Annotated in this window: 21 protein-coding genes, 2 tRNA genes and 3 rRNA genes; 10 read left to right on the forward strand and 16 right to left on the reverse strand. The window is 57.5% G+C overall.

What is annotated here, in order from left to right; genetic code table 11:
- Window positions 1–136: 136 nt before the first annotated feature.
- From rrf to tyrS, 6 genes are all read right to left on the reverse strand, one after another.
- A 5S ribosomal RNA gene (gene rrf, locus A7J50_RS26345) occupies window positions 137–252 on the reverse strand.
- A gap of 168 nt (window positions 253–420) precedes the next feature.
- Window positions 421–3,312: ribosomal RNA gene (locus tag A7J50_RS26350) — 23S ribosomal RNA — on the reverse strand.
- A gap of 250 nt (window positions 3,313–3,562) precedes the next feature.
- Window positions 3,563–3,638 (reverse strand) — tRNA-Ala (locus tag A7J50_RS26355).
- A 30-nt stretch (window positions 3,639–3,668) separates the two neighbouring features.
- Window positions 3,669–3,745: transfer RNA gene (locus tag A7J50_RS26360), tRNA-Ile, on the reverse strand.
- Window positions 3,746–3,827: 82 nt separating this feature from the next.
- Window positions 3,828–5,364: ribosomal RNA gene (locus A7J50_RS26365) — 16S ribosomal RNA — on the reverse strand.
- The 16S, 23S and 5S rRNA genes sit together here with 2 tRNA genes alongside, the layout of an rRNA operon.
- A gap of 553 nt (window positions 5,365–5,917) precedes the next feature.
- Window positions 5,918–7,117, reverse strand: a complete 1,200-nt coding sequence (gene tyrS / locus A7J50_RS26370) for a tyrosine--tRNA ligase (RefSeq protein ID WP_064454362.1) — start codon at window positions 7,115–7,117, stop codon at window positions 5,918–5,920.
- Between the two features lie 209 nt (window positions 7,118–7,326).
- On the opposite strand from tyrS, the gene A7J50_RS26375 reads away from it, so the two are divergent.
- Both A7J50_RS26375 and A7J50_RS26380 read left to right on the forward strand, forming a co-directional pair.
- Entirely contained in the window at window positions 7,327–8,739 is a 1,413-nt protein-coding gene (locus A7J50_RS26375) for a peptidoglycan DD-metalloendopeptidase family protein (RefSeq protein ID WP_064454363.1), read from the forward strand.
- Between the two features lie 3 nt (window positions 8,740–8,742).
- Entirely contained in the window at window positions 8,743–9,834 is a 1,092-nt protein-coding gene (locus A7J50_RS26380) for an anhydro-N-acetylmuramic acid kinase (protein WP_064454364.1), read from the forward strand.
- A 78-nt stretch (window positions 9,835–9,912) separates the two neighbouring features.
- On the opposite strand, the gene erpA is transcribed toward A7J50_RS26380, so the two are convergent.
- Window positions 9,913–10,263 carry an iron-sulfur cluster insertion protein ErpA gene (gene erpA / locus A7J50_RS26385; RefSeq protein WP_003176443.1) on the reverse strand — a complete coding sequence of 117 codons (351 nt, stop codon included), beginning with the start codon at window positions 10,261–10,263 and terminating at the stop codon, window positions 9,913–9,915.
- Window positions 10,264–10,427: 164 nt separating this feature from the next.
- The gene (gene argC / locus A7J50_RS26390) at window positions 10,428–11,462 is read right to left on the reverse strand and encodes an N-acetyl-gamma-glutamyl-phosphate reductase (protein ID WP_064454365.1); all 1,035 of its coding nucleotides are present in this window, start codon (window positions 11,460–11,462) and stop codon (window positions 10,428–10,430) included.
- A 136-nt stretch (window positions 11,463–11,598) separates the two neighbouring features.
- On the opposite strand from argC, the gene hemJ reads away from it, so the two are divergent.
- The 6 genes from hemJ (at window position 11,599) to coq7 (ending at window position 16,050) form a co-directional block, all read left to right on the forward strand.
- Window positions 11,599–12,027, forward strand: coding sequence for a protoporphyrinogen oxidase HemJ (hemJ, locus tag A7J50_RS26395; RefSeq protein WP_064454366.1), 429 nt, complete (start codon window positions 11,599–11,601; stop codon window positions 12,025–12,027).
- Between the two features lie 24 nt (window positions 12,028–12,051).
- Window positions 12,052–13,014, forward strand: coding sequence for an NAD(P)H-dependent flavin oxidoreductase (locus tag A7J50_RS26400; RefSeq protein ID WP_064454367.1), 963 nt, complete (start codon window positions 12,052–12,054; stop codon window positions 13,012–13,014).
- A 69-nt stretch (window positions 13,015–13,083) separates the two neighbouring features.
- Window positions 13,084–14,049, forward strand: a complete 966-nt coding sequence (locus tag A7J50_RS26405) for a DUF805 domain-containing protein (protein ID WP_064454368.1) — start codon at window positions 13,084–13,086, stop codon at window positions 14,047–14,049.
- 63 nt (window positions 14,050–14,112) lie between these two features.
- Window positions 14,113–14,901 (forward strand): SDR family NAD(P)-dependent oxidoreductase, encoded by a 789-nt coding sequence (locus tag A7J50_RS26410; protein WP_064454369.1) that lies wholly within the window; start codon window positions 14,113–14,115, stop codon window positions 14,899–14,901.
- Window positions 14,902–14,946: 45 nt separating this feature from the next.
- The gene (locus A7J50_RS26415; protein ID WP_003210943.1) at window positions 14,947–15,285 is read left to right on the forward strand and encodes a histidine triad nucleotide-binding protein; all 339 of its coding nucleotides are present in this window, start codon (window positions 14,947–14,949) and stop codon (window positions 15,283–15,285) included.
- Between the two features lie 117 nt (window positions 15,286–15,402).
- Complete coding sequence (gene coq7, locus A7J50_RS26420) at window positions 15,403–16,050, forward strand: 2-polyprenyl-3-methyl-6-methoxy-1,4-benzoquinone monooxygenase (protein ID WP_053258296.1); 648 nt, start codon at window positions 15,403–15,405, stop codon at window positions 16,048–16,050.
- Window positions 16,051–16,114: 64 nt separating this feature from the next.
- Here coq7 and A7J50_RS26425 read toward each other — a convergent pair whose 3' ends face one another.
- Window positions 16,115–16,537, reverse strand: coding sequence for an OsmC family protein (locus A7J50_RS26425; protein ID WP_017138086.1), 423 nt, complete (start codon window positions 16,535–16,537; stop codon window positions 16,115–16,117).
- A gap of 249 nt (window positions 16,538–16,786) precedes the next feature.
- On the opposite strand from A7J50_RS26425, the gene crp reads away from it, so the two are divergent.
- Window positions 16,787–17,431 (forward strand): cAMP-activated global transcriptional regulator CRP, encoded by a 645-nt coding sequence (gene crp / locus A7J50_RS26430; protein WP_064454370.1) that lies wholly within the window; start codon window positions 16,787–16,789, stop codon window positions 17,429–17,431.
- Here the strand turns inward: crp and A7J50_RS26435 are convergent.
- From A7J50_RS26435 to A7J50_RS26450, 4 genes are all read right to left on the reverse strand, one after another.
- The gene (locus A7J50_RS26435; protein WP_064454371.1) at window positions 17,428–18,123 is read right to left on the reverse strand and encodes a lipoate--protein ligase family protein; all 696 of its coding nucleotides are present in this window, start codon (window positions 18,121–18,123) and stop codon (window positions 17,428–17,430) included. The genes crp and A7J50_RS26435 overlap by 4 nt on opposite strands.
- Window positions 18,124–18,266: 143 nt before the next feature.
- On the reverse strand, window positions 18,267–19,103 hold the full coding sequence (gene trpC, locus A7J50_RS26440) for an indole-3-glycerol phosphate synthase TrpC (protein WP_064454372.1): 837 nt from the start codon (window positions 19,101–19,103) through the stop codon (window positions 18,267–18,269).
- Window positions 19,100–20,149, reverse strand: coding sequence for an anthranilate phosphoribosyltransferase (gene trpD / locus A7J50_RS26445; protein WP_064454373.1), 1,050 nt, complete (start codon window positions 20,147–20,149; stop codon window positions 19,100–19,102). The genes trpC and trpD overlap by 4 nt, the downstream gene beginning before the upstream one ends.
- A 9-nt stretch (window positions 20,150–20,158) precedes the next feature.
- Window positions 20,159–20,752 (reverse strand): aminodeoxychorismate/anthranilate synthase component II, encoded by a 594-nt coding sequence (locus A7J50_RS26450; protein ID WP_053258301.1) that lies wholly within the window; start codon window positions 20,750–20,752, stop codon window positions 20,159–20,161.
- 423 nt (window positions 20,753–21,175) lie between these two features.
- Here A7J50_RS26450 and estP point away from each other — a divergent pair, with 423 nt between their 5' ends.
- Entirely contained in the window at window positions 21,176–23,098 is a 1,923-nt protein-coding gene (estP, locus tag A7J50_RS26455; RefSeq protein WP_064454374.1) for an esterase EstP, read from the forward strand.
- A gap of 132 nt (window positions 23,099–23,230) precedes the next feature.
- On the opposite strand, the gene trpE is transcribed toward estP, so the two are convergent.
- The 3 genes from trpE to rpe form a co-directional block, all read right to left on the reverse strand.
- Complete coding sequence (gene trpE / locus A7J50_RS26460; RefSeq protein WP_064454375.1) at window positions 23,231–24,712, reverse strand: anthranilate synthase component I; 1,482 nt, start codon at window positions 24,710–24,712, stop codon at window positions 23,231–23,233.
- Between the two features lie 68 nt (window positions 24,713–24,780).
- A complete protein-coding gene (locus A7J50_RS26465) occupies window positions 24,781–25,599 on the reverse strand; it encodes a phosphoglycolate phosphatase (RefSeq protein ID WP_053258304.1) in 819 nt (272 codons plus the stop codon).
- Window positions 25,596–26,270, reverse strand: a complete 675-nt coding sequence (gene rpe, locus A7J50_RS26470) for a ribulose-phosphate 3-epimerase (RefSeq protein WP_064454376.1) — start codon at window positions 26,268–26,270, stop codon at window positions 25,596–25,598. Before rpe ends, A7J50_RS26465 begins: the two co-directional genes overlap by 4 nt.
- Window positions 26,271–26,340 lie beyond the last annotated feature (70 nt).

Genomic DNA, 26,340 nt, shown 5'->3' on the forward strand with positions numbered 1-26,340 from the left:
TAGCCATGCATAAGGCCATTGCATAGAAAGGACGGGGTTTAGCACTGTAGGCGGCCGCAATAAGCCCCTTTGCACTTTTCGACCGCCCAAAAAAAAACCCCTGTCTGCGTTAGCAAACAGGGGTTTTGGAATTTAATCTTGACGATGACCTACTCTCACATGGGGAAACCCCACACTACCATCGGCGATGCATCGTTTCACTGCTGAGTTCGGGATGGGATCAGGTGGTTCCAATGCTCTATGGTCGTCAAGAAATTCGGGTACTGAGTCGTGGCCAGTTGGCCTCGCTTCAGCAAATTGGGTATGTGACAGCTTTCGGTGTTTTGTGAGATTCGAACTTTCGGTTCTATCGTCTTCACACACCGCAATCTGGTCTCTTTCGCTTTTCAGCTCGGAGCATGCAAATTGCTTGGGTGTTATATGGTCAAGCCTCACGGGCAATTAGTATTGGTTAGCTCAACGCCTCACAGCGCTTACACACCCAACCTATCAACGTCGTAGTCTTCGACGGCCCTTCAGGGGACTCAAGGTCCCAGTGAGATCTCATCTTGAGGCTAGTTTCCCGCTTAGATGCTTTCAGCGGTTATCTATTCCGAACATAGCTACCCGGCAATGCCACTGGCGTGACAACCGGAACACCAGAGGTTCGTCCACTCCGGTCCTCTCGTACTAGGAGCAGCCCCTCTCAAATCTCAAACGTCCACGGCAGATAGGGACCGAACTGTCTCACGACGTTCTAAACCCAGCTCGCGTACCACTTTAAATGGCGAACAGCCATACCCTTGGGACCGGCTTCAGCCCCAGGATGTGATGAGCCGACATCGAGGTGCCAAACACCGCCGTCGATATGAACTCTTGGGCGGTATCAGCCTGTTATCCCCGGAGTACCTTTTATCCGTTGAGCGATGGCCCTTCCATACAGAACCACCGGATCACTAAGACCTACTTTCGTACCTGCTCGACGTGTCTGTCTCGCAGTCAAGCGCGCTTTTGCCTTTATACTCTACGACCGATTTCCGACCGGTCTGAGCGCACCTTCGTACTCCTCCGTTACTCTTTAGGAGGAGACCGCCCCAGTCAAACTACCCACCATACACTGTCCTCGATCCGGATAACGGACCTGAGTTAGAACCTCAAAGTTGCCAGGGTGGTATTTCAAGGTTGGCTCCACGCGAACTGGCGTCCACGCTTCAAAGCCTCCCACCTATCCTACACAAGCAAATTCAAAGTCCAGTGCAAAGCTATAGTAAAGGTTCACGGGGTCTTTCCGTCTAGCCGCGGATACACTGCATCTTCACAGCGATTTCAATTTCACTGAGTCTCGGGTGGAGACAGCGCCGCCATCGTTACGCCATTCGTGCAGGTCGGAACTTACCCGACAAGGAATTTCGCTACCTTAGGACCGTTATAGTTACGGCCGCCGTTTACCGGGGCTTCGATCAAGAGCTTCGCGTTAGCTAACCCCATCAATTAACCTTCCGGCACCGGGCAGGCGTCACACCCTATACGTCCACTTTCGTGTTTGCAGAGTGCTGTGTTTTTAATAAACAGTCGCAGCGGCCTGGTATCTTCGACCGGCATGAGCTTACGGAGCAAGTCCTTCACCCTCACCGGCGCACCTTCTCCCGAAGTTACGGTGCCATTTTGCCTAGTTCCTTCACCCGAGTTCTCTCAAGCGCCTTGGTATTCTCTACCCAACCACCTGTGTCGGTTTGGGGTACGGTTCCTGGTTACCTGAAGCTTAGAAGCTTTTCTTGGAAGCATGGCATCAACCACTTCGTCATCTAAAAGATGACTCGTCATCAGCTCTCGGCCTTAGAATCCCGGATTTACCTAAGATTCCAGCCTACCACCTTAAACTTGGACAACCAACGCCAAGCTGGCCTAGCCTTCTCCGTCCCTCCATCGCAATAACCAGAAGTACAGGAATATTAACCTGTTTTCCATCGACTACGCTTTTCAGCCTCGCCTTAGGGACCGACTAACCCTGCGTCGATTAACGTTGCGCAGGAAACCTTGGTCTTTCGGCGTGGGTGTTTTTCACACCCATTGTCGTTACTCATGTCAGCATTCGCACTTCTGATACCTCCAGCAAGCTTCTCAACTCACCTTCACAGGCTTACAGAACGCTCCTCTACCGCATCACTTACGTGATACCCGTAGCTTCGGTGTATGGTTTGAGCCCCGTTACATCTTCCGCGCAGGCCGACTCGACTAGTGAGCTATTACGCTTTCTTTAAAGGGTGGCTGCTTCTAAGCCAACCTCCTAGCTGTCTAAGCCTTCCCACATCGTTTCCCACTTAACCATAACTTTGGGACCTTAGCTGACGGTCTGGGTTGTTTCCCTTTTCACGACGGACGTTAGCACCCGCCGTGTGTCTCCCATGCTCGGCACTTGTAGGTATTCGGAGTTTGCATCGGTTTGGTAAGTCGGGATGACCCCCTAGCCGAAACAGTGCTCTACCCCCTACAGTGATACATGAGGCGCTACCTAAATAGCTTTCGAGGAGAACCAGCTATCTCCGAGCTTGATTAGCCTTTCACTCCGATCCACAGGTCATCCGCTAACTTTTCAACGGTAGTCGGTTCGGTCCTCCAGTTAGTGTTACCCAACCTTCAACCTGCCCATGGATAGATCGCCCGGTTTCGGGTCTATTCCCAGCGACTAGACGCCCTATTAAGACTCGCTTTCGCTACGCCTCCCCTATTCGGTTAAGCTCGCCACTGAAAATAAGTCGCTGACCCATTATACAAAAGGTACGCAGTCACCCAACAAAGTGGGCTCCCACTGCTTGTACGCATACGGTTTCAGGATCTATTTCACTCCCCTCTCCGGGGTTCTTTTCGCCTTTCCCTCACGGTACTAGTTCACTATCGGTCAGTCAGTAGTATTTAGCCTTGGAGGATGGTCCCCCCATATTCAGACAAAGTTTCTCGTGCTCCGTCCTACTCGATTTCATGACTAAGAGATTTTCGCGTACAGGGCTATCACCCACTATGGCCGCACTTTCCAGAGCGTTCCGCTAATCTCAAAGCCACTTAAGGGCTAGTCCCCGTTCGCTCGCCACTACTAAGGGAATCTCGGTTGATTTCTTTTCCTCAGGGTACTTAGATGTTTCAGTTCCCCTGGTTCGCTCCATACACCTATGTATTCAGTGTAAGGTAACCATCTTATGATGGCTGGGTTCCCCCATTCAGACATCTCCGGATCAAAGTCTGTTTGCCGACTCCCCGAAGCTTTTCGCAGGCTACCACGTCTTTCATCGCCTCTGACTGCCAAGGCATCCACCGTATGCGCTTCTTCACTTGACCATATAACCCCAAGCAATCTGGTTATACTGTGAAGACAACATTCGCCGAAAATTCGATAATACTCAATTACGAGTAACTCACAAATTTTACCTTAGCCTGATCCGTTACCAGTGAAAGTAACGTTCAGTCTATCTTTCTATCACATACCCAAATTTTTAAAGAACGATCTAATCAAAGACTAGAAATCAACATTCACCACCTTAACGATGGAATGCTCATTTCTAAGCTTTCAAAACTTCAGAAGCAGTAGTGGTGGAGCCAAACGGGATCGAACCGTTGACCTCCTGCGTGCAAGGCAGGCGCTCTCCCAGCTGAGCTATGGCCCCGTATTTCTACAGGCGTTTCCCACACAAAATTGGTGGGTCTGGGCAGATTCGAACTGCCGACCTCACCCTTATCAGGGGTGCGCTCTAACCAACTGAGCTACAGACCCAATTTCGGGCTGCTTCTTATCGTCTTCTTCAATGAATCAAGCAATTCGTGTGGGAACTTATGGAGCAGCTGATGTCGTCGATTAAGGAGGTGATCCAGCCGCAGGTTCCCCTACGGCTACCTTGTTACGACTTCACCCCAGTCATGAATCACACCGTGGTAACCGTCCTCCCGAAGGTTAGACTAGCTACTTCTGGTGCAACCCACTCCCATGGTGTGACGGGCGGTGTGTACAAGGCCCGGGAACGTATTCACCGCGACATTCTGATTCGCGATTACTAGCGATTCCGACTTCACGCAGTCGAGTTGCAGACTGCGATCCGGACTACGATCGGTTTTGTGGGATTAGCTCCACCTCGCGGCTTGGCAACCCTCTGTACCGACCATTGTAGCACGTGTGTAGCCCAGGCCGTAAGGGCCATGATGACTTGACGTCATCCCCACCTTCCTCCGGTTTGTCACCGGCAGTCTCCTTAGAGTGCCCACCATTACGTGCTGGTAACTAAGGACAAGGGTTGCGCTCGTTACGGGACTTAACCCAACATCTCACGACACGAGCTGACGACAGCCATGCAGCACCTGTCTCAATGTTCCCGAAGGCACCAATCTATCTCTAGAAAGTTCATTGGATGTCAAGGCCTGGTAAGGTTCTTCGCGTTGCTTCGAATTAAACCACATGCTCCACCGCTTGTGCGGGCCCCCGTCAATTCATTTGAGTTTTAACCTTGCGGCCGTACTCCCCAGGCGGTCAACTTAATGCGTTAGCTGCGCCACTAAGAGCTCAAGGCTCCCAACGGCTAGTTGACATCGTTTACGGCGTGGACTACCAGGGTATCTAATCCTGTTTGCTCCCCACGCTTTCGCACCTCAGTGTCAGTATTAGTCCAGGTGGTCGCCTTCGCCACTGGTGTTCCTTCCTATATCTACGCATTTCACCGCTACACAGGAAATTCCACCACCCTCTACCATACTCTAGTCAGTCAGTTTTGAATGCAGTTCCCAGGTTGAGCCCGGGGATTTCACATCCAACTTAACAAACCACCTACGCGCGCTTTACGCCCAGTAATTCCGATTAACGCTTGCACCCTCTGTATTACCGCGGCTGCTGGCACAGAGTTAGCCGGTGCTTATTCTGTCGGTAACGTCAAAACACCAACGTATTAGGTTAATGCCCTTCCTCCCAACTTAAAGTGCTTTACAATCCGAAGACCTTCTTCACACACGCGGCATGGCTGGATCAGGCTTTCGCCCATTGTCCAATATTCCCCACTGCTGCCTCCCGTAGGAGTCTGGACCGTGTCTCAGTTCCAGTGTGACTGATCATCCTCTCAGACCAGTTACGGATCGTCGCCTTGGTGAGCCATTACCTCACCAACTAGCTAATCCGACCTAGGCTCATCTGATAGCGCAAGGCCCGAAGGTCCCCTGCTTTCTCCCGTAGGACGTATGCGGTATTAGCGTCCGTTTCCGAACGTTATCCCCCACTACCAGGCAGATTCCTAGGCATTACTCACCCGTCCGCCGCTCTCAAGAGAAGCAAGCTTCTCTCTACCGCTCGACTTGCATGTGTTAGGCCTGCCGCCAGCGTTCAATCTGAGCCATGATCAAACTCTTCAGTTCAAACATCTTTGGGTTTTTAAGAAACCCTAAACTTGGCTCAGCAATCGTTGGTTACATCTTTGATTTCTCGCGGAGTAACTTGTGATGCTGATAATCTTGTTGACTATCAGTCTGACTCCACAAGCACCCACACGAATTGCTTGATTCAGTTGTTAAAGAGCGGTTGGTTAAGATCTTTCGTCTCAACCGAGGCGCGCATTCTACAGCAGCCTCATTTGCTGTCAAGTGATTATTTTCAGAAGTTTTCGAAGAATTCTTCAACAACTTCAACCACTTGCGCTTCCGATCTCTCGTTAGCGGGAGGCGAATTCTACAGCGTTACACGCTGCTGTCAACACCTCTTTTTCTCCGCTTTCGACCGAGAGGATCGAAACGTTAATAGAGCCAAACAACACTGCCCTACCAACTCCTTCTGGGCTTCGATGAACTGAAGCAACTCGCTGTCGAACTCTGCGTAATTCTTTGTTTACCAAGGAGTTTTCCGTTTCGACTGCGCCGGAAGTGGGGCGAATTATAGACAGATATAAATCGCCGTCAACACCTAATTCCAGCTTTATTCGGATTTGAGCGTAATACGCGCAAATGCCTTCTTGCCGGCCTGGCAAACGTGGGTAGCGCCCAGCTCGTATATAAAGGTGCGATCCACAACCTCACCATCTATACGCACACCACCGGAACCCAAAAGGTCGCGAGCAACCGCGGAATTCTTCACCAGACCCGCCTTATTAAGGACGGCAGCAATCGGCATCGCCTCAGCAGCAGTCAATTCGATCTCCGGCAGATCATCCGGCAGCTCGCCATCCTTCATACGGTTACCCGCTGCACGGTGAGCATTGGCCGCAGCCTCCTCACCATGGAAGCGCGCCACAATCTCTTCCGCCAACTTGATCTTCACATCACGCGGATTGGCGCCCGCCTCGACTTCAGCGCGCAGTGCATTAATCTCGTCCATCGAGCGGAAGCTCAACAGCTCGAAGTAACGCCACATCAATGCATCTGGAATCGAAACCAGCTTACCGTACATAACACCCGGCGCTTCTTGGATACCCACATAGTTACCCAAGGACTTGGACATCTTCTTGACGCCGTCCAACCCCTCCAGCAACGGCATGGTCAGAATGCACTGGGCCTCTTGACCGTATGCGCGCTGCAGCTCACGCCCCATCAGCAGGTTGAACTTCTGGTCAGTGCCGCCCAGCTCAACGTCTGCGCGCAATGCCACCGAGTCATACCCTTGTACCAGCGGGTAGAGGAACTCATGGATAGCGATAGGCTGATTGGTGGAGTAGCGCTTGTCGAAGTCATCACGCTCAAGCATGCGCGCTACGGTGTACTGGGATGTCAGGCGAATGAAATCCGCCGGCCCCATCTGATCCATCCAGGTGGAGTTGAATGCCACCTCGGTCTTGGCCGGATCGAGAATCTTGAACACTTGGGTCTTATAGGTCTCGGCATTATCGAGAACCTGCTCACGAGTCAACGGCGGACGCGTCGCGCTCTTGCCGCTCGGATCACCGATCATCCCGGTGAAGTCACCTATAAGGAAGATCACCTGGTGCCCCAGTTCCTGGAACTGGCGCAGCTTATTAATAAGCACGGTGTGACCCAGGTGTAGATCCGGCGCTGTCGGATCAAAGCCAGCCTTGATACGCAGGGGTTGGCCACGCTTGAGCTTTTCGATCAGCTCGGCCTCGACCAACAGTTCTTCCGCACCACGTTTTATCAGCGCTAGCTGCTCTTCAACCGACTTCATAACAGACCCGCAAGGCTCAGATTCAAAAGGGAACCAACCATACAAGATCAGGGACTAATTACAAGTTTTGCCCTGCGCACGGACACCGTTCAGCAAGCCCAGCGTTCGCGAGCTTGCGCCACAGATGATTTGGTTATATTTTATACAGTTATTTCATCTTCATCATGTCATTCATCTTTTCCATTTCATCTTCAAAGTCAAAATTACTTATGACCACAGAACCGTCTAAAGCGCCGCCGCTTTACCCGAAGACCCACCTGCTCGCCGCAAGTGGTATCGCCGCCCTTCTCAGCCTGGCACTCCTGGTATTCCCTTCCAGTGACGTAGAAGCCAAACGAACATCCCTGAGCCTTGACCTGGAAAGTCCAGTTGAACAACTGACACAAGATCAAGACGCTTCCGACGCGCAACAAGCCACAAACGCACCAGCCGAATCACCATTTGCACAGATAGAAAGCACTCCCGAAGACACTCAACACGCCGCTCAAGAGCAGCCTGCAGCGGTTGTCCCAAAGAATCCCCTGCACCGCGAAGTAATCGTCGCCAAAGGCGATACGCTTTCAACGCTGTTCGAAAAGGTCGGCCTGCCCACTGCTACTGTTAATGAGGTGCTGGCCAGCGATAAACAAGCCAAGCAATTCACCCAGCTCAAACACGGCCAGAAGCTTGAGTTCGAATTGGCACCCAATGGCCAGTTGAAGAATCTGCATAGTAATGTCAGCGACCTCGAGAGCATTACCCTCACCAAGGGCGCCAAAGGCTTTGCCTTCAACCGCATCACCACCAAACCGGTTATGCGCTACGCCTACGTACACGGTGTGATCAACAGCTCATTGTCACAATCGGCCGCCCGCGCCGGCTTGTCACACAGCATGACCATGGACATGGCCAGCGTGTTTGGCTACGACATCGATTTCGCCCAGGACATTCGCCAGGGTGACGAATTCGACGTGATATACGAACAAAAAGTCGCCAACGGCAAGGTGGTCGGCACCGGCGCCATTCTTTCCGCGCGCTTCACCAACCGCGGCAAGACCTACACCGCTGTGCGCTACACCAACAAACAAGGCAATAGCAGCTACTACACGGCTGACGGCAATAGCATGCGCAAAGCCTTCATCCGCACGCCAGTGGACTTTGCTCGCATCAGCTCGCGCTTCTCCATGGGTCGCAAGCATCCAATCCTGAACAAAATTCGCGCCCACAAAGGCGTCGACTATGCCGCTCCACGCGGCACGCCAATCAAAGCGGCCGGGGACGGCAAGGTCCTGCTGGCCGGACGTCGCGGTGGCTACGGCAATACCGTAATCATCCAGCACGGCAACACCTACCGCACGCTGTACGGCCATATGCAAGGGTTCGCCAAAGGCGTCTCCACGGGCAGTAACGTGAAGCAAGGCCAGGTGATCGGCTACATCGGCACCACGGGCCTGTCCACCGGCCCGCATTTGCACTATGAGTTCCAGGTGAATGGCGTCCACGTCGATCCATTGGGTCAGAAGCTGCCGATGGCCGACCCCATCGCCAAAGCCGAGCGCGCGCGCTTCCTGCAACAAAGCCAGCCGTTGATGGCACGCATGGACCAGGAGCGCTCCACCCTGCTGGCCTCGGCGAAGCGTTAAGGTATGCCGCTCTATATAGGTGTGATGTCCGGGACCAGCCTTGATGGCCTGGATATCGCCCTGATCGAACAAAACCCGGCGATCAACTTGATCGCCACGCACTACATCCCTATGCCAGACACCCTGCGCGCAGAGCTGCTAAGCCTCTGCGCCAGCGGCCCGGACGAAATCGCTCGTTCGGCCATTGCCCAGCAACACTGGGTGACACTTGCAGCCCAAGGCATCCACGCCTTGCTGGGCCAGCAGCACCTCACGCCTCATGACATTCGCGCAATTGGCAGCCACGGCCAGACTATTCGCCACGAACCTGCACGGGGCTTTACCGTACAGATCGGCAACCCGGCCCTGCTGACCGAGCTAACTGGCATTACTGTCGTCAGTGATTTTCGCAGTCGCGATGTCGCCGCCGGGGGCCAGGGCGCACCATTAGTGCCTGCCTTTCATGAAGCATTGTTCGGGGAACATACCGGCAACCGCGCGGTGTTGAATATCGGCGGGTTCAGCAACCTTAGCCTGATCGAGACCGGCAAACCTGTAGCCGGCTTCGACTGCGGCCCAGGCAACGTCCTGCTCGACGCCTGGATTCACCATCAACGTGGCGAACAATTTGATCGCGACGGCCAATGGGCCGCCAGTGGCAAAGTCGAGATTCAGTTGCTTAACGCGCTACTCAGCGACCCATTCTTCCTGACCCGGGGCCCCAAAAGTACCGGGCGTGAAGTCTTCAACCTGGGATGGCTGCAACATCACCTTGGCAGATTGCCAGCCTTCCAACCCCGGGATGTACAAGCAACCCTGCTTGAACTGACCGCGTTGACCATCGTCGAGTCCCTGCAAGCGGCACAAGCCGACACCGAAACGTTACTGGTGTGTGGCGGCGGCGCGCATAACGCCGCACTGATGAGCCGTTTGGCGGCGCTGTTGCCATCCACCCTGGTCAGCAGCACCGCGACTTACGGCGTGGACCCCGACTGGGTTGAAGCCATGGCCTTCGCCTGGCTGGCCCATTGCTGCCTGGAAGGCATCGCCGCCAACCGCCCCAGCGTCACCGGCGCACACGGGCTGCGGATACTGGGCGCGATCTATCCCGCCTGACTACCCCTTCAGAATCTGCAGACAGCAAAACGCCGCTTGGCCTATTAAGCCAAGCGGCGTTTTTGTTTCCGTTGCCGATCAGATCGAGAACGAAGACCCGCAACCACAGGTCGTGGTGGCGTTAGGGTTTTTGATCACGAAACGCGAACCTTCAAGACCTTCCTGGTAATCCACCTCGGCACCTGCCAGGTATTGGAAGCTCATCGGGTCCACGACCAGGCTGACGCCCTCGCGCTCAACGATGGTGTCGTCATCGGCTACATCTTCATCGAAGGTAAAACCGTACTGAAACCCTGAACAACCGCCGCCCGTAACGAATACGCGCAGCTTCAAGCGATCATTACCCTCTTCATCGACCAGGCTCTTCACCTTGTGCGCAGCACCGTGGGTGAATTGCAAAGCCGTGGGGGTGAAGGATTCAACGCTCATGCTGATAATCTCCCGGCGTACCGCCGCCATATGCGTAATGGCGGGCATTATCCGCTTCTCCTAGAAAAGCGGTCAACTATTGTTACGGTATATCAATCTGCGCTGCCGCCATTAAAAACACAAAAGGCCCGATCATCGGGCCTTTGGCAATCAACCGCGAAGCCTTAAGGCAGCATGCCTGCGTGGGACAGGCCCAGCTTCTCATCCAGGCCAAACAGGATGTTCATGTTCTGTACCGCCTGGCCCGACGCGCCCTTGACCAGGTTATCGATCACCGACAACACCACCACCAGGTCGCCATCCTGCGGCCGATGAACCGCAATACGGCACACGTTTGCACCGCGCACGCTGCGGGTTTCGGGGTGACTGCCGGCAGGCATCACATCGACGAACGGTTCATTGGCATAGCGCTTTTCAAACAGCGCCTGCAGGTCTACCGAGCGATCAACAACGGTTGCGTACAGCGTGGAGTGAATGCCACGGATCATCGGCGTCAGGTGCGGAACGAAGGTCAGGCCCACATCCTTACCGGCAGCACGACGCAGCCCCTGGCGGATTTCAGGCAAGTGACGATGCCCTTTTACTGCATAGGCCTTCATGCTTTCCGACGTCTCGGAGTACAGAGAACCCACTGCAGCACCACGACCGGCGCCGCTGACACCCGACTTGCAGTCCGCGATCAGGCGCGAAGTATCCGCCAACCCCGCTTCCAGCAATGGCAGGAACCCCAACTGCGTCGCGGTTGGATAGCAACCTGGCACCGCAATCAGGCGCGCTTGCTTGATTTGCTCGCGATTGACTTCCGGCAGGCCATACACCGCCTCCTCCAACAACTCAGGGGCGCCATGCGGCTGGCCGTACCACTTGGCCCACTCATCGGCGTCCTGTAAACGGAAGTCAGCCGACAGGTCGATGACTTTGGTACCGGCAGCAAGCAGTTCGCCAGCCAGTGCATGGGCCACTCCGTGCGGGGTAGCAAAGAACACCACATCACACGCGCCAAGGGTCTTGATGTCCGGAACGCTGAACGCCAGGCCGTCGTAGTGGCCTCGCAGGTTCGGGTACATATCGGCAACGGCCAGCCCGGCCTCGGATCGGGAAGTGATGACCACCACCTCAGCTTGCGGATGCTGAGCCAACAGACGCAGCAACTCGACACCGGTGTAACCCGTGCCGCCGACGATACCGACCTTGACCATAAACCTGCCCTCAACGAACCCACTGGAAAGCCGTCGATAATAGGGGCCGTATCGTCCTGCGACAACCGCCAACGTGACGTAAGGGCGCATGAGCCACTACTATCTTCAGTTACCGTGAACCTGGGAATAACTAGAAATGCTCTATCTATGGGTCAAAGCCTTCCACATCGTCAGTATCGTCTGCTGGTTTGCCGCGCTGTTCTACCTGCCACGCCTGTTCGTCTACCACGCCCAAAGTGAAGACACCGTCAGCAAAGAACGCTTCAGCATCATGGAGCGCAAGCTCTACCGCGGCATCATGGGCCCGGCGATGATTGCCAGCCTGGTGTTCGGCGGCTGGCTGATCTACCTCAACCCCGCCATCTTTCAATCCGGCGCGTGGATCCACGCCAAGCTGACGCTCGTGGTGCTGCTCATCGGCTACCACCATATGTGCGGCGCCCAGGTAAAACGCTTCGCCCGTGGCGAAAACACCCGCAGCCATGTCTTTTATCGCTGGTTCAACGAAGTGCCCGTTCTGATATTGCTGGCTATCGTAATTTTGGTCGTGGTCAAACCGTTCTAATTTCAATTACTCGGGGTACCTCCAATGTCACTGCCTGCTTTGCTCGAACAACGTCTGCGCCTGCCCGTGGTGGCGGCGCCGATGTTTCTGATTTCCAACCCGCAACTGGTCCTGGCGTGCTGTCGCAATGGGGTGGTCGGGAGTTTCCCGGCGCTCAACCAGCGCGAGAGCAGCGGCTTCAAGGCCTGGCTGGAAGAAATCGAAGCGGGCCTGGCGCAACTGGACAACCCTGCGCCATATGCCGTGAACCTGATCGTGCACAACAGCAACCCACGCCTGGAAGCCGACTTGGCGATTTGCGTCGAGCACAAAGTGCCGATCGTCATCACCAGCCTGGGCGCAGTAAAGGAGTTGGTCGATGCCGTGCACAGCTACGGCGGCCTGGTGTTTCACGACGTGACCACTCGGCGCCATGCCGAGAAAGCCGCAGAAGCCGGTGTTGATGGCCTGATTGCCGTGGCCGCAGGCGCCGGTGGCCATGCCGGCACGTGGAGCCCATTTTCTCTGATTGCCGAGATTCGCCAATTCTTCGATAAAACCCTGCTGCTGGCCGGCTGCCTCAACCATGGGCACGAGATCCTCGCCGCCCAAGTGCTGGGCGCAGACCTCGCCTATTTCGGCACGCGCTTTATCGGCACCACTGAAAGCCACGCCCCGGATGCCTATAAAGAGATGCTGCTCACATCGCGCGCCGCCGACATCGTGCACACTCCCGCAGTCTCCGGCGTACCGGCGAGCTTCATGCGCCAAAGCCTGGAAAACGCCGGTTTCGACCTCGCTGCCTTACAAGGCAAAGGTGAAGTAAACTTCGGCTCCAAGCTCAAGCCGTTGAGCGACGAAGCCAAAGCCTGGAAGACCGTATGGTCCGCCGGCCAGGGCGTCGGTGAGATTAATGATTTGCCCAGCGTCGATGAACTGATTGCCCGCCTGGATGCCGAATACCGCAAGGCACGCGAGCACTCGGCACAACTTCGCTGGCCACGCTGATAACCGCCAGGCCTGCTGACCGAAGTCGGCCTGTACTCCTTCCCTGATTCAAGTGACAAGGATGCCCGCATGAGCGACAACCGTTTCAAGATTGTGTTTGACGGAGCCCTGCTCCCGGGTGTCGAAAGCACCACTGCCAAGCTGAACCTCGCCGAACTGTTCAAAAGCGATGTGGCAGCCATCGAAAAGCTTTTTACCGGCCGCCCGGTCGCGCTCAAGCGTGACCTGTCCCGCTCCGATGCCGAAACCTACCTCACGGCGCTGAAAAACGCCGGGGTCGATGCACGTATCGAACCTGAGCAACCCGTGGCCTTCAGCCTGGCCGAAGCTCACGAGACGGATACCCGCGCGTCTGACTTCTCGCGTTCCGCTGCTTCGCCCTATGCTCCGCCGCGTGCGGCAGTGGGTGACCACACCGAGGAGTACTCGACACTCAAGGTCTTCACCATCAACGGGCGTATCGGCCGTCTCCGGTATCTCGCCTGGACGCTGGTGTTGACCCTGGCAATGCTGGTCGCTGGCGGCATCATCAGCACCGCGAGCTTTGCCGTGGCGACCGCCTCACCGACCGCCGGCATCATTCTCGGCTCGCTGCTGGGCTTCGCGCTGGTTGTTGCGATTGTCTGGGTCAGTGTGCAAATCGGTGTGCAACGCCTGCACGACCTGGGTTGGTCGGGCTGGCTGTGGTTCCTGCACCTGGTGCCTTTGGTGAACAGCGTCTTCCCGATCCTGTTGCTGGTATTGCCGGGTAATGCAGGCGCCAACCAATACGGCGCGCCGCCTCCGCGCAACTCCACCGCGGTAAAAGTGTTGGCTGCCCTGTGGCTGGCATTCATTCCGGTGATGTTCGCCATTGTGGTGGCGCTGGGTATGAACGGCTACTTGAACCAACTCGAAGCCAATATGGACAGCAGTTACGAAAGCAGCTCCATCACCTCCGATGACGCCACCGATCAAAGCGTCACTGTTGATGAAGAAGAAGGCGCGCAAAGTGCTGACGACACGGCCGAACCTGTAGACTCTCCAGAACAGTGAAGAAACGCCCGCCGCCTGTGATGCCTCTGTCACAGGCCCGGCGGCGTTGCGATGGAGAAAGGCATGACCCGTTACGCTCTGATCACCGGTGCCTCCAGCGGCATCGGCCTGGCTTTGGCCGAAGCACTGGCCCGTCGCGGCCGCAGCTTGATTCTGGTGGCCCGCCAGCGTGATCAGTTGGAAAGCATTGCAATTGAATTGACTCAACGCTTCGGCGTCGAGGTGCTGTTTCGTGCCTGCGACCTGGGCGAGCCGCTGCGCTTGTCCGGGTTTCTGCTGGAACTTGAAGAAGGTGAGCGCCAGATAGACCTGCTGGTCAATTGCGCCGGCATGGGCACCAGCGGGCCATTCCTGGCCCAGGACTGGATGACTGAACAAGACCTGATCGAAGTCAACATCCTGGCCCTGACCCGCATGTGCCATGCCCTTGGTAACGCCATGGCCCTCAATGGTGGGGGCCAGATTCTCAACGTTGCCTCGGTCGCAGCCTTTCAGCCTGGCCCGTGGATGAGCAGTTACTACGCCAGCAAGGCGTATGTGTTGCACTTCTCCGAAGGCTTGCGCGAAGAGTTGAAGACCTGCGGCATCAAAGTCTCGGTACTGTGCCCCGGCCCTACGCGCACTGCGTTCTTCGGCACCGCCCAAATGGACACCGCCAAGCTGGACCGCAGCAAGCAACTGATGAGCCCCGAAGAAGTTGCGCTCTACACCGTGCGTGCGCTGGAAAGAAACAAAGCCATCATCATTCCCGGGCGACGCAACCGTTGGCTGGCCTTCAGCCCGCGTTTCAGCCCTCGCTGGCTGACACGCAAGATCGCCGGTGCGATCAACAAGGCCTATTGCCCACGCTGACTGGCTGGGTACACTCCCCTGCACTTTCACAATGGAGAAACAGCTGTGGATACTCTGTTCACCAAGATCATCAACAGGGAAATACCCGCGAAGATCATCTATGAAGATGACCAGGTCCTCGCCTTCCACGATATTGCCCCAATGGCGCCCGTGCATTTTCTGGTGATTCCGAAAAAGCCTATTCGTACCCTCAACGACCTGACCGAAGAAGACAAAGCCCTCGCTGGACACATTTTGTTCACCGCTCAGCGATTGGCGGTGGAGCAAGGCTGCGAGAAGGGCTTTCGCGTGGTCATGAACTGCAATGAGGATGGCGGGCAGACCGTTTATCACATTCATATGCACGTGCTGGGTCAGCGCCAGATGAACTGGCCACCGGGCTGATCAACCCTGCAACCACGGTCGCAGCCCCGGGCTGCGACCCAATGCCCTTGACTCAGCGCAAACGCTTCACCCTCTCTTGCGGTAAACTGACCGCCGAGATTCTTCCCGGAGGTCAGCATGACTACCCAACGTCACTACTCGCCGATTGACCGTCTGTTGCTGCAAGCCGACACGGCCATGCGCACGCTGTTGCCGTTCAGCGGCCAACCGTACCGCCCATCGCCTGCCATCGTGCAGCCCGACGCGCAGATGAGCGAGACCGACACCCGCCACGTTGCCGGCCTGATGCGCATCAACCATACCGGAGAAGTCTGTGCCCAGGCGTTGTACCAAGGCCAGGCGCTGACCGCCAAGCTGCCGCAAGTACGGGCAGCGATGGAACATGCGGCCGAAGAAGAGATCGACCACCTGGCCTGGTGCGAGCAACGCATTCGCCAGCTCGGTAGCCATCCCAGCGTGCTCAACCCACTGTTTTACGGTTTGTCGTTTGGTATCGGCGCCGCCGCCGGCTTGATCAGCGACAAGGTCAGCCTCGGTTTTGTCGCCGCCACGGAACATCAGGTCTGCAAACACCTGGATGAACACCTGGAGCAACTGCCGGCTGAGGACGAAAAGTCTCGCGCCATTCTTGAGCAGATGCGTATTGATGAAGAACATCACGCAGATAGCGCACTGGATGCGGGCGGCTTCCGCTTCCCGGCGCCGGTGCGGTTTGGTATGAGCCTGCTGGCCAAAGTGATGACCAAAAGCACCTATCGCATCTAAGTGCGTCAAAACTGATCCACAAAAAAGGGCGCTATCGAAGCGCCCTTTTCTTTTGCGGTGTGTCTCAACCTAACTCAATGATCTCGTAATCATGAGTGATAGCCACACCGGCCGCGCCGAGCATGATCGACGCCGAGCAATACTTCTCAGCTGACAGCTCAATGGCACGCTTGACCTGGGCTTCCTTCAGCGCCCGACCCTTCACCACGAAATGCATGTGGATCTTGGTGAACACCTTGGGATCTTCGGTGGCGCGCTCGGCTTCCAGGAAGGCTTCGCAGCTTTCCACGGCCTGACGGGATTTCTTCAGGATGCTGACCACGTCGAAGTTGCTGCAACCGCCTACCCCCAGCAGGAGCATTTCCATCGGGCGTACGCCCAGGTTACGGCCACCGGCGTCCGGCGGGCCATCCATGACCACTACATGGCCACTGCCCGACTCACCGAGGAACATGGCCTCGCCCGCCCATTGGATGCGTGCCTTCATCGCCCAGACTCCACTGCTAAAAAAGGGTCGCCAGCTTAGCACAGGGCTTTGAAACAGCAGCGCCCAGCATGAAAGCTGTAAATAGCAGTCTTTGCCCGGTAAATTCCTTAATCGAAGCAGAATGTGTCTGTTAAGCTGGCGCCAATTCAATGGCGCATTGCCATCCTTTGTACAGCGTGTCTCAATGCCGACACCGCTGGATAAAAAAATAAATCCAACCACACCGTGCAGTCTTTCCGGGATACAACCATGGTTGCTCTTACTCCCACACCCAAGATCAAGAACCTCGACAAACTGTTGATGCATTGCCAGCGCCGGCGTTATCCGGCCAAGCACAACATCATCTGCGCGGGCGAACGTTCGGAAACACTGTTCTTCATTATCAAGGGCTCGGTCACCATCCTGATCGAGGATGAAGAGGGCCGCGAAATGATCATCGCCTACCTCAATACCGGCGATTTCTTTGGGGAACTGGGGTTGTTTGAACAGGCGGGCAAAGAGCAGGAACGCAGCGCCTGGGTGCGGGCCAAGGTCGAGTGCGAAGTCGCTGAAATCAGTTACACGAAGTTCCGCGAACTGGCCCAGCATGATCCCGACATCCTGTACGCCCTGAGCGGTCAGATCGCCCAGCGGCTGCGCGACACCACACGCAAAGTGGGTGACCTGGCGTTCTTTGATGTCACCGGACGCGTGGCCCGTTGCCTGCTGGAACTGTGCAAGCAACCGGACGCCATGACCCATCCTGACGGCATGCAGATCAAAGTCACGCGCCAGGAAATCGGGCGCATTGTCGGCTGCTCACGGGAAATGGTCGGTCGGGTGCTCAAGGACCTGGAAGAACGCAACCTCGTGCACGTCAAAGGCAAGACGATGGTGGTGTTCGGTACGCGTTAAACCGGCAGGAACCCGGCCAGCATCTGACGGTACAACGCATCCAGACGGGTGATCGCATCCGGCGCGGGAAGGGCCTCGTGCAAGGCTATATGGCTGTCGGCACGCACCCGCTGGTCGAGGCCACACGCTTCATTGAAGCGATTGACCGCCGCAATCAACTCCTCGCGGTCGTTATCCAGCAACAAAGCACCGTGCACCAAGCCCACCGGGCGGCCGCCGCTTTGCCGCCAGCGCTGGGCGGTGCCCACCATCTTGCGACCGTTGAGGTTGACGTTGTAACGGCCATCGCAGAAGGCGCCGTCAATCTCACCGACACTGGCATCACCGCCCAACTCAATCAGAAAGTCACAGATCGGCTGGCACAAACGCTGGTAGCCGGTTTCGATCCGCCCTTGATCGCCTTCACTGCGCGGCGGTGCGTAAACCAGCGCAATATTAACGGTCGCAGCAGACTGCGGCACCGGTTCACCGCCGGTTTCGCGCAGCAATACCGGCCAACCGGCATCGGCCGAGACTTGGCTGGCCGCATCAAAAGCCGGCAAGCGGCTCAACCGGCGCGGCATGACCAAGGCCTGATCACTGGGCTGCCAGAACAGCAGGCCGAATTCTTGCTCGCCCGCGCAAACGGCCGCCAGCAGGTCCTGCTCGGCGGCAAGGCCTGCTTCAACTGTCATCGGCACTGGCTTGAGCATCGAACACCTATTTCTATGAATAGACACAAAACCAAATGTGGGAGCGGGCTTGCTCGCGAATGCGGTGGATCAGCGAGCACATCTATCGACTGACACTCCGTCTTCGCGAGCAAGCCCGCTCCCACATTTGAACCGCACTTCAATCAATCCAGGGTCGAACCGCTGACGGCCACGCCACGCTCAGGGAAGAACAGGCGTTGCAGTTCCGCGCCCGGGTTCTCGGCGCGCATGAAGGTCTCGCCCACCAGGAACGAATACACACCGCTGATTTCCATCAGTTCCACATCGGCGCGGTTGACGATGCCACTTTCGGTAATCACCAGGCGATCGCGTGGAATACGTGGCAGCAGGTCGAGGGTGTTTTCCAGGCTGACTTCGAAGGTGTGCAGGTTACGGTTGTTGACCCCCACCAGCGGTGTGTCGAGGGTTTTCAGCGCTCGCTCAAGTTCGTCGCCGTCGTGCACTTCGACCAGCACGTCCAGGCCGACGCTTTTGGCGACTGCCGCCAACTCCGCCATTTTCACGTCATCCAATGCGGAGACGATCAGCAATACGCAGTCGGCGCCCAAGGCGCGGGCTTCGACGATCTGGTAAGGGTCGACCATGAAGTCCTTGCGGATCACGGGCAACTTGCACGCGGCGCGGGCCTGCTGCAGGAACAGATCGGAGCCCTGGAAGTAGTCGATATCGGTCAGCACGGACAAACACGTGGCACCGCCCTTCTCGTAGCTCTTGGCAATGTCTTCAGGAATGAAGATCTCGCGAATCACGCCCTTGCTGGGTGAAGCTTTTTTGATCTCGGCAATGACGGCGGGCTGCTTTTCCTTGGCCTGCTTGATCAAGGCATTGGCAAAGCCACGCGGTGCATCGGCGCTTTTCGCCAGGCCTTCCAACTCGGCCAGGCTGACACGGGCGCGGCGCTCGGCGACTTCTTCAGCCTTGCGGGCCAGAATTTTTTCCAGAACGGTCGGAACACTCATCCTTCATTCTCCATTTTGAACACCGCAGTAAAGGCACCCAGCTCTTCGAGTTTCTCGCGAGCAAGCCCGGTGTGCAGAGCATCATGAGCGAGGGCCACGCCCTCTTTAAGACTGTAGGCGTGATCCGCGGCATACAGCGCCGCACCGGCATTGAGCACAATCATTTCTGCCGCTTTCTGGCCGTTCTCAGTCTTGCGGCGCCCCAGGGCATCACGAATCAGCTCAAGAGACGCTGCCGGGCTTTCTACGGACAGTCCATGCAAACTCTGGCTTTTCATACCAAGGTCTTCAGGCTCGACCCAATATTCAGTGACCTCGTCATTCTTCAGCTCCGCCACAAAGGTTGGGGCGGCCAGGCTGAATTCGTCCAGGCCATCTTTGGAATGCACCACCAGCACATGCTTGCTGCCCAGGCGCTGCAGGACTTCAGCCAATGGCCGACACAGTGCCTGGCTGAACACGCCTACCACCTGATGTTTCACACCGGCCGGATTCGTAAGCGGGCCGAGCATGTTGAACAGGGTGCGCAGGCCGAGGTCCTTGCGCGGGCCGGCGGCGTGTTTCATCGCGCCGTGATGGGACTGGGCAAACATGAAGCCAATGCCGACGCTGTCGATGCAGCGCGCCACTTGCACTGGCGTCAGGTTCAGGTAGATCCCGGCGGCTTCCAACAGGTCGGCACTGCCGCTCTTGCCGGAGACCGCACGGTTACCGTGCTTGGCCACGGTGCAGCCAGCCGCTGCGACCACAAAGGACGCCGCCGTGGATACGTTGAAAATATTCGCACCGTCACCGCCGGTGCCGACCACATCGACCACACCGTCGAGGGTCTTGAGTTCGACCTTGTCCGCCAGCTCACGCATGACCGATACGGCGCCGACGATTTCGTCGATGCTTTCGCTCTTCATGCGCATCGCCATCATGAACGCGCCAATCTGCGCATCGGTGCATTGGCCGGTCATGATCTCGCGCATCACATCGCTCATTTCAGCGGTGCTCAGGTCCAGGTGGCCGACGATACGGCTCAGGGCAGTCTTGATATCCATGGAAAGTCCTTAGCGCGTGCCGCCGCTTTGCTTGAGAAAGTTGGCGAACAGCTCGTAGCCCTGCTCGGTCAGGATTGACTCGGGGTGAAACTGCACCCCTTCGATATTCAGTGTCTTGTGGCGCAGGCCCATGATCTCGTCGACCGAGCCGTCTTCCAGTTGGGTCCAGGCCGTCAGTTCCAGGCACTCGGGCAGGGTTTCACGCTTGACCACCAGCGAGTGGTAGCGGGTTACCGTCACCGGCAGGTTCAAGCCGTGGAATACACCGAGGTCTTTATGGAACACCGGGCTGGTCTTGCCGTGCATCACCTGGCGCGCACGCACCACATCACCGCCAAAGGCCTGGCCGATGGATTGGTGGCCCAGGCACACGCCCAGAATCGGCAACTTGCCGGCGAAATACTGGATGGCCTCGAGAGAGATGCCCGCTTCGGTCGGCGTGCAAGGGCCAGGCGAAACCACGATGCGCTCCGGGTTCAGGGCAGCGATTTCGGCAACCGTCAGTTCATCGTTACGCACCACCTTGACCTCGGCACCGAGTTCGCCCAGGTACTGCACAACGTTGTAGGTAAAGGAATCGTAGTTATCAATCATCAGCAACATGTGGGTTCAAACCTCTTGAATTCACTGATTTCGAATGACCGCCTTCCAAGAGAGTGTCCCGCTGTCAGACGCACGTTCCGGTTGCCAGGGTTAGCCGGCAAGGGGCGTCGAACAACGGGTGAAGAAGGCAAATCGGTACAGGTCCGGCCGGGCCGGCAGAGAAAAATGTCAGGCGCGCCAACGCCAACGGGCGTGTGCCTTGACTACTCGCATCAAGAGTTTGCTGATGATCAACACGGGAAGGGTCTCATTCATACGTTCAGGCACAGTAACGTAGCCTCGCCAGCGGTGCAATATGGAGCAGCGAATACGGGGGAATCACTACGACTTCTTTATAGGAAAAAACTGTTTTCTTCGAAGAAAACCCTCACTACATTGCTAGTGTTTCGCGTCCGATACAAAAACAACTAAATGGAATTTCACATGCTCAGACCACCGTTTTTCGCTCCCCTCGCTGGCGCTCTCTTGTCCCTGGCCTGCGCGCAGGCGTTTGCAGCCCCTTCACCCTATTCAACCATGGTCGTTTTTGGTGACAGCCTGGCAGACGCCGGCCAGTTCCCCGATGGCTCGGCCGGCGCCACTTTACGCTTCACCAACCGCACCGGGCCGACCTTTCAGGGCGACTATGGCCTTGTCTCATCGACCCTCCTGGGTGCGAAACTGGGTGTAGCGCCCAACGACCTGAATGCCTCCACCTCGCCGGTTCGCGCGGCACAAGGCCTGCCTGACGGGAACAATTGGGCGGTCGGCGGCTACCGTACCGACAACATCCTGGACTCCATCACCTCAGTCTCCAATGCGGCGATTCCGCCTGGAAACCCCGGTGGCGGCACCGTTTTGCGCAGTCGCCAGGGTTATCTGCCGGCAAACGGCGGGCGGGCCGACCCGAACGCGCTGTATTTTCTGTCCGGTGGCGGCAATGACTTCCTGCAAGGGCGTGTGCTCAGCCCGGGTCAAGCCGTTGCCGCGGGTGGGCGCCTGGCGGACAGCGCCCAAGCCCTGCAACAGGCCGGGGCTCGCTACATCATGGTATGGATGCTGCCCGACCTGGGCTTGACCCCCGCCATCAACGGCACGCCGGCGCAGGCAGCAAGCTCGGCCCTGAGCGGCATCTTCAACCAGTCACTGGTGCAACGCCTGTCGCAGATCGATGCCCAGATCATCCCGTTGAACATCCCGCTGCTGTTAAACGAAACCTTCGCTGACCCAGCCCGCTTCGGCTTGGCCTCCGGGCAAAACCTCACGGGCACCTGCTTCAGCGGCAACAGCTGCACCGCCAACCCGACCTACGGCATCGGCGGCACCCAGCCGGACCCGACCAAGCTGATCTACAACGACTCGGTCCACCCCACCATCGCCGGCCAACAACTGATCGCCGACTACGCCTATTCCCTGCTCGCAGCCCCCTGGGAAATCACCTTGCTGCCGGAGATGGCCCAAGGCACCTTGCGCGCCCACCAGGATGAACTGCGCAACCAGTGGCAAGCCGACAACGGCAACTGGCAAGCCGTCGGCCAATGGCGCGCGATCGTGGCCGGTGGTGGCCAGCACTTGGACTTCGATGATCAACGCAGCTCGGCCAGTGGCGACGGCAGTGGCTACAACGTGAATATCGGCGGCAGCTATCGGCTCGACGACAGTTGGCGCGTCGGTGTGGCCGCCGGGCTGTATCGCCAGACACTCGAAGTCGGCGCCCGCGACTCGGACTACACGCTCAACAGCTACATGGGCACCGCCTTCGCTCAATATCAGCAAAATCACTGGTGGGCCGATGCCGCGCTGACCGGCGGCAAGCTGGACTTCGACAGCCTCAAGCGCAAGTTCGCCCTGGGCGTCAGCGAAGGCTCCGAAAAAGGCGACACCGATGGCTGGCTCTGGGCCTTGAGCGGACGAGTGGGCTATGACATTGCCGGCGTCGGCAGCGATTGGCACCTGTCACCGTTTATCAGCGCCGACTATGCGCGGGTCGAAGTGAACGGTTATTCGGAAAAGGACAGCCGCTCCACGGCACTGACGTTTGATGATCAGCAACGCGACTCCAAGCGTCTCGGCGTCGGCCTGCAGGGCAGCTACCGCGTCACCGCGCAAACCCAAGTATTTGGCGAAGTGGCCCACGAGCACGAGTTCGAAAACGATGCTCAGAAGGTCAACATCTCACTCAACAGCGTGCAGGGAATCGACTTCAAGCTGGACGGCTACACACCTCGCAGCAATTCGGATCGCTTGAACCTCGGCATCAGCCACAAGCTGACTCAGGAGCTGGCGTTGAGGGCGGTGTATAACGTGAGGAAGGATGACAGCCTGACCCAGCAAGGGGTGAGTGTCGGGGTGAGTCTGGATTTCTAAACGGGTCTGAAACACGCTACAAAACAATGGTGGGAGCTGGCTTGCCTGCGATGCAGACACCTCGGTGAATCAGGTACACCGAGGTGATGCTATCGCAGGCAAGCCAGCTCCCACATGTTCCAGCGCCAGCCGTTAACCCTGAGGAGTCTGCTCGGCCAACGCCACAGCCCGGAACATCGCGCGGCGTTTGTTCAGCGTCTCCTCCCATTCGAGCGCCGGCACCGAGTCAGCAACAATCCCGCCACCCGCCTGCACATGCAGCTCGCCGTCCTTGATCACGGCGGTGCGGATCGCAATCGCGGTGTCCATGTTGCCGTTCCAGGCGAAATACCCCACGGCGCCGCCGTAGACACCACGCTTGACCGGCTCCAGTTCGTCGATGATTTCCATCGCGCGAATCTTTGGCGCACCCGACAACGTGCCCGCCGGCAGAATCGCGCGCAACGCGTCCATCGCGGTCAACCCGGCTTTCAGCTCGCCGGTGACGTTGGACACAATGTGCATCACGTTGGAATAACGCTCGATCACCATCTTCTCGGTCAACTTCACCGAACCGATTTCCGAGACGCGCCCAGTATCGTTACGGCCCAGGTCGATCAGCATCAAGTGCTCGGCAATTTCCTTGTCGTCACTGAGCAAGTCTTCTTCCAGCGCCAGATCAGCCTCTTCGGTCGCGCCACGCGGGCGAGTGCCGGCGATCGGGCGCACGGTGATCAGGTTGTCTTCCACGCGCACCAGCACTTCCGGCGAACTGCCCACCACGTGGAAGTCGCCGAAGTTGAAGAAATACATGTACGGCGTCGGGTTGAAGCAACGCAGCGCGCGATACAGGTCAATCGGCGCAGCCTTGAAGTCGATGGACATGCGCTGCGACGGCACCACCTGCATGCAGTCACCGGCCAGGATGTATTCCTTGATCGTGTTGACCGCGCGTTCGTAGTCATTCTGGGTAAAGCTTGAACGAAAGATCGGATCGGCGGCAGGCGGACGGCTGAGGTCCAGGCCACGACGCGGGGTGATCGGCTGGCGCAGTTTTTCCAGCAGGGCTTCCAGGCTGGCCTGGCCTTGCTCGAAGGCATCGGCCTGGGAAGGGTCGGCGAGGACAATCGCGTGCATCTTGCCGGCGAGGTTGTCGAACACCACCACCGCGTCGGAGACCATCAGCAGAATGTCCGGCACGCCCAGCGGGTCTGGATTCGGGCATTTGCCCAGGCGTTTTTCCACATAACGCACGCAGTCGTAGCCGAAATACCCCACCAGGCCGCCGTTAAAGCGCGGCAGGCCGGCAATGGTCGGCACGTTGTAGCGCGCCTTGAACGCTTCGACGAAGGCCAGCGGGTCTTCAACGTCGTGGCTTTCGATCTCGACGCCGTCCTGCGTGATGCTCACATGGTGATCATGCACGCGCAGCACGGTGCGGCATGGCAGGCCGATGATCGAGTAACGGCCCCATTTCTCGCCGCCCTGCACCGATTCCAGCAGGTAGGAATTGGGCTCGTCGGCCAGTTTCAGGTAGATCGACAGCGGCGTATCGAAGTCGGCCAGGGTTTCGCAGGCCAAGGGTATACGGTTATAGCCGGCAGCGGCCAAACGCAGGAATTCTTCGCGGTTCATGAGGTGCCTCGTGGCTTGAGGGTCAAACGGTCAGGTGTGCAAACATGCCGCAGCGCGGCCAGGATCAGTCAGGCGCGCCAACGCCAGCGGGCCAGGGCCTTGATGACTTTCATCCAGAGTTTGCGAGTGACCACCACGATGGGATTTCCAGAAGGGGACGGTTCGGTGTCGGGCAACGTTATCTCAGCGCCCGCTCCCAAGCAACCGGGGATTAGCAGTCGCAGGTCATCAATCACCAGTGCCGGCGATTCTTCGGCAATCGGACGACCATGGTTGTAGCCGTAACTCAGGGCCACGCACTGCACACCGGCGGCTTTTGCGGCCAGCACGTCACTGCGCGAATCGCCAACAAACAACGATTGGGATGCCGGGATGTTGGCCATTTTCATCACGAAAAACAGCGCTGCCGGGTCGGGTTTCTTCTGCGGCAAGGTATCGCCACCGATGATCCAGCGGAAGTAACGGCCGATTTTCATCTGGTCCAACAGCGGCGCGACAAAGCGCTCCGGCTTGTTGGTGATCAGGGCCATTTCCACGCCCTGCTTGTGCAGCCATTTGAGCGTGTCGCGCACGCCAGGGTAAACCACGGTCAGTTCGTGGCTGCTTTCGTAGGCTGCATTGAACAATTCCAGGGCGTGTTCGGCTTCGACATCATCGACACCTTCAGCCTCGATATGATTGGCCAGGGCCCGGCGCACCAGCATCTGCGCGCCATTGCCGACCCACTCGCGTACCGACTCGATACCCGCCGGCTTGCGCCCCAGCTTGAGCAGCATCTCGTCCACCGCCGCCGCCAGGTCAGGCACCGAGTCGATCAACGTACCGTCCAGATCGAACATCACCAGCCGTGGCAGTTTGCCGGGGAACAGCCGCTCAAAACCGCTCATGGACGCGCCTGCGCGAGTTCGGCACGCATCTTGTCGATGACTTCCTGGTAGTCCGGGGCGTTGAAGATCGCCGAGCCGGCCACAAAGGTATCGGCCCCGGCGGCGGCGATCTCACGGATATTGTTGACGTTAACCCCACCGTCGATTTCCAGGCGGATATCACGCCCAGACGCATCGATCAGCGCGCGGGCTTCGCGCAGCTTGTTCAAGGTGCCGGGGATGAACTTCTGGCCACCGAAGCCTGGGTTGACGCTCATCAGCAGGATCATGTCGACCTTGTCCATCACGTACTCAAGCACGCTCAACGGGGTCGCCGGGTTGAACACCAGGCCCGCCTTGCAACCGCCTTCGCGGATCAGTTGCAGGGTGCGGTCGACGTGCAGCGACGCTTCCGGGTGGAAAGTGATGTAGGTCGCGCCAGCGTCAACGAAGTCGCCGATGATGCGATCCACCGGGCTGACCATCAGGTGCGCATCAATCGGCGCGGTGATGCCGTACTTGCGCAGTGCGGCGCACACCATCGGGCCGATGGTCAGGTTGGGCACGTAGTGGTTGTCCATGACATCGAAGTGCACGAAATCGGCACCGGCGGCCAATACCTTGTCCACTTCCTCACCCAGGCGGGCGAAATCGGCGGAGAGAATCGATGGAGCAATGACGAAGGGCTGCATGACGCACCTTTTTGAGCTAAATCACAATGGCGCGCATTGTATACCTCATGCTTTGCCATGCGCACCGTGA

It is taken from the genome of Pseudomonas antarctica (assembly GCF_001647715.1).
GTDB classification, from domain to species: Bacteria; Pseudomonadota; Gammaproteobacteria; order Pseudomonadales; family Pseudomonadaceae; genus Aquipseudomonas; species Aquipseudomonas antarctica_A.

What these genes read in the sequence shown, in the direction of transcription:
- tyrS (WP_064454362.1), bottom strand. Translation starts at nt 7,117, where the DNA reads ATGAAGTCGGTTGAAGAGCAGCTAGCGCTGATAAAACGTGGTGCGGAA.
- A7J50_RS26375 (WP_064454363.1), top strand. Translation starts at nt 7,327, where the DNA reads ATGACCACAGAACCGTCTAAAGCGCCGCCGCTTTACCCGAAGACCCAC.
- A7J50_RS26380 (WP_064454364.1), top strand. Translation starts at nt 8,743, where the DNA reads ATGCCGCTCTATATAGGTGTGATGTCCGGGACCAGCCTTGATGGCCTG.
- erpA (WP_003176443.1), bottom strand. Translation starts at nt 10,263, where the DNA reads ATGAGCGTTGAATCCTTCACCCCCACGGCTTTGCAATTCACCCACGGT.
- argC (WP_064454365.1), bottom strand. Translation starts at nt 11,462, where the DNA reads ATGGTCAAGGTCGGTATCGTCGGCGGCACGGGTTACACCGGTGTCGAG.
- hemJ (WP_064454366.1), top strand. Translation starts at nt 11,599, where the DNA reads ATGCTCTATCTATGGGTCAAAGCCTTCCACATCGTCAGTATCGTCTGC.
- A7J50_RS26400 (WP_064454367.1), top strand. Translation starts at nt 12,052, where the DNA reads ATGTCACTGCCTGCTTTGCTCGAACAACGTCTGCGCCTGCCCGTGGTG.
- A7J50_RS26405 (WP_064454368.1), top strand. Translation starts at nt 13,084, where the DNA reads ATGAGCGACAACCGTTTCAAGATTGTGTTTGACGGAGCCCTGCTCCCG.
- A7J50_RS26410 (WP_064454369.1), top strand. Translation starts at nt 14,113, where the DNA reads ATGACCCGTTACGCTCTGATCACCGGTGCCTCCAGCGGCATCGGCCTG.
- coq7 (WP_053258296.1), top strand. Translation starts at nt 15,403, where the DNA reads ATGACTACCCAACGTCACTACTCGCCGATTGACCGTCTGTTGCTGCAA.
- A7J50_RS26425 (WP_017138086.1), bottom strand. Translation starts at nt 16,537, where the DNA reads ATGAAGGCACGCATCCAATGGGCGGGCGAGGCCATGTTCCTCGGTGAG.
- crp (WP_064454370.1), top strand. Translation starts at nt 16,787, where the DNA reads ATGGTTGCTCTTACTCCCACACCCAAGATCAAGAACCTCGACAAACTG.
- A7J50_RS26435 (WP_064454371.1), bottom strand. Translation starts at nt 18,123, where the DNA reads ATGCTCAAGCCAGTGCCGATGACAGTTGAAGCAGGCCTTGCCGCCGAG.
- trpC (WP_064454372.1), bottom strand. Translation starts at nt 19,103, where the DNA reads ATGAGTGTTCCGACCGTTCTGGAAAAAATTCTGGCCCGCAAGGCTGAA.
- trpD (WP_064454373.1), bottom strand. Translation starts at nt 20,149, where the DNA reads ATGGATATCAAGACTGCCCTGAGCCGTATCGTCGGCCACCTGGACCTG.
- A7J50_RS26450 (WP_053258301.1), bottom strand. Translation starts at nt 20,752, where the DNA reads ATGTTGCTGATGATTGATAACTACGATTCCTTTACCTACAACGTTGTG.
- estP (WP_064454374.1), top strand. Translation starts at nt 21,176, where the DNA reads ATGCTCAGACCACCGTTTTTCGCTCCCCTCGCTGGCGCTCTCTTGTCC.
- trpE (WP_064454375.1), bottom strand. Translation starts at nt 24,712, where the DNA reads ATGAACCGCGAAGAATTCCTGCGTTTGGCCGCTGCCGGCTATAACCGT.
- A7J50_RS26465 (WP_053258304.1), bottom strand. Translation starts at nt 25,599, where the DNA reads ATGAGCGGTTTTGAGCGGCTGTTCCCCGGCAAACTGCCACGGCTGGTG.
- rpe (WP_064454376.1), bottom strand. Translation starts at nt 26,270, where the DNA reads ATGCAGCCCTTCGTCATTGCTCCATCGATTCTCTCCGCCGATTTCGCC.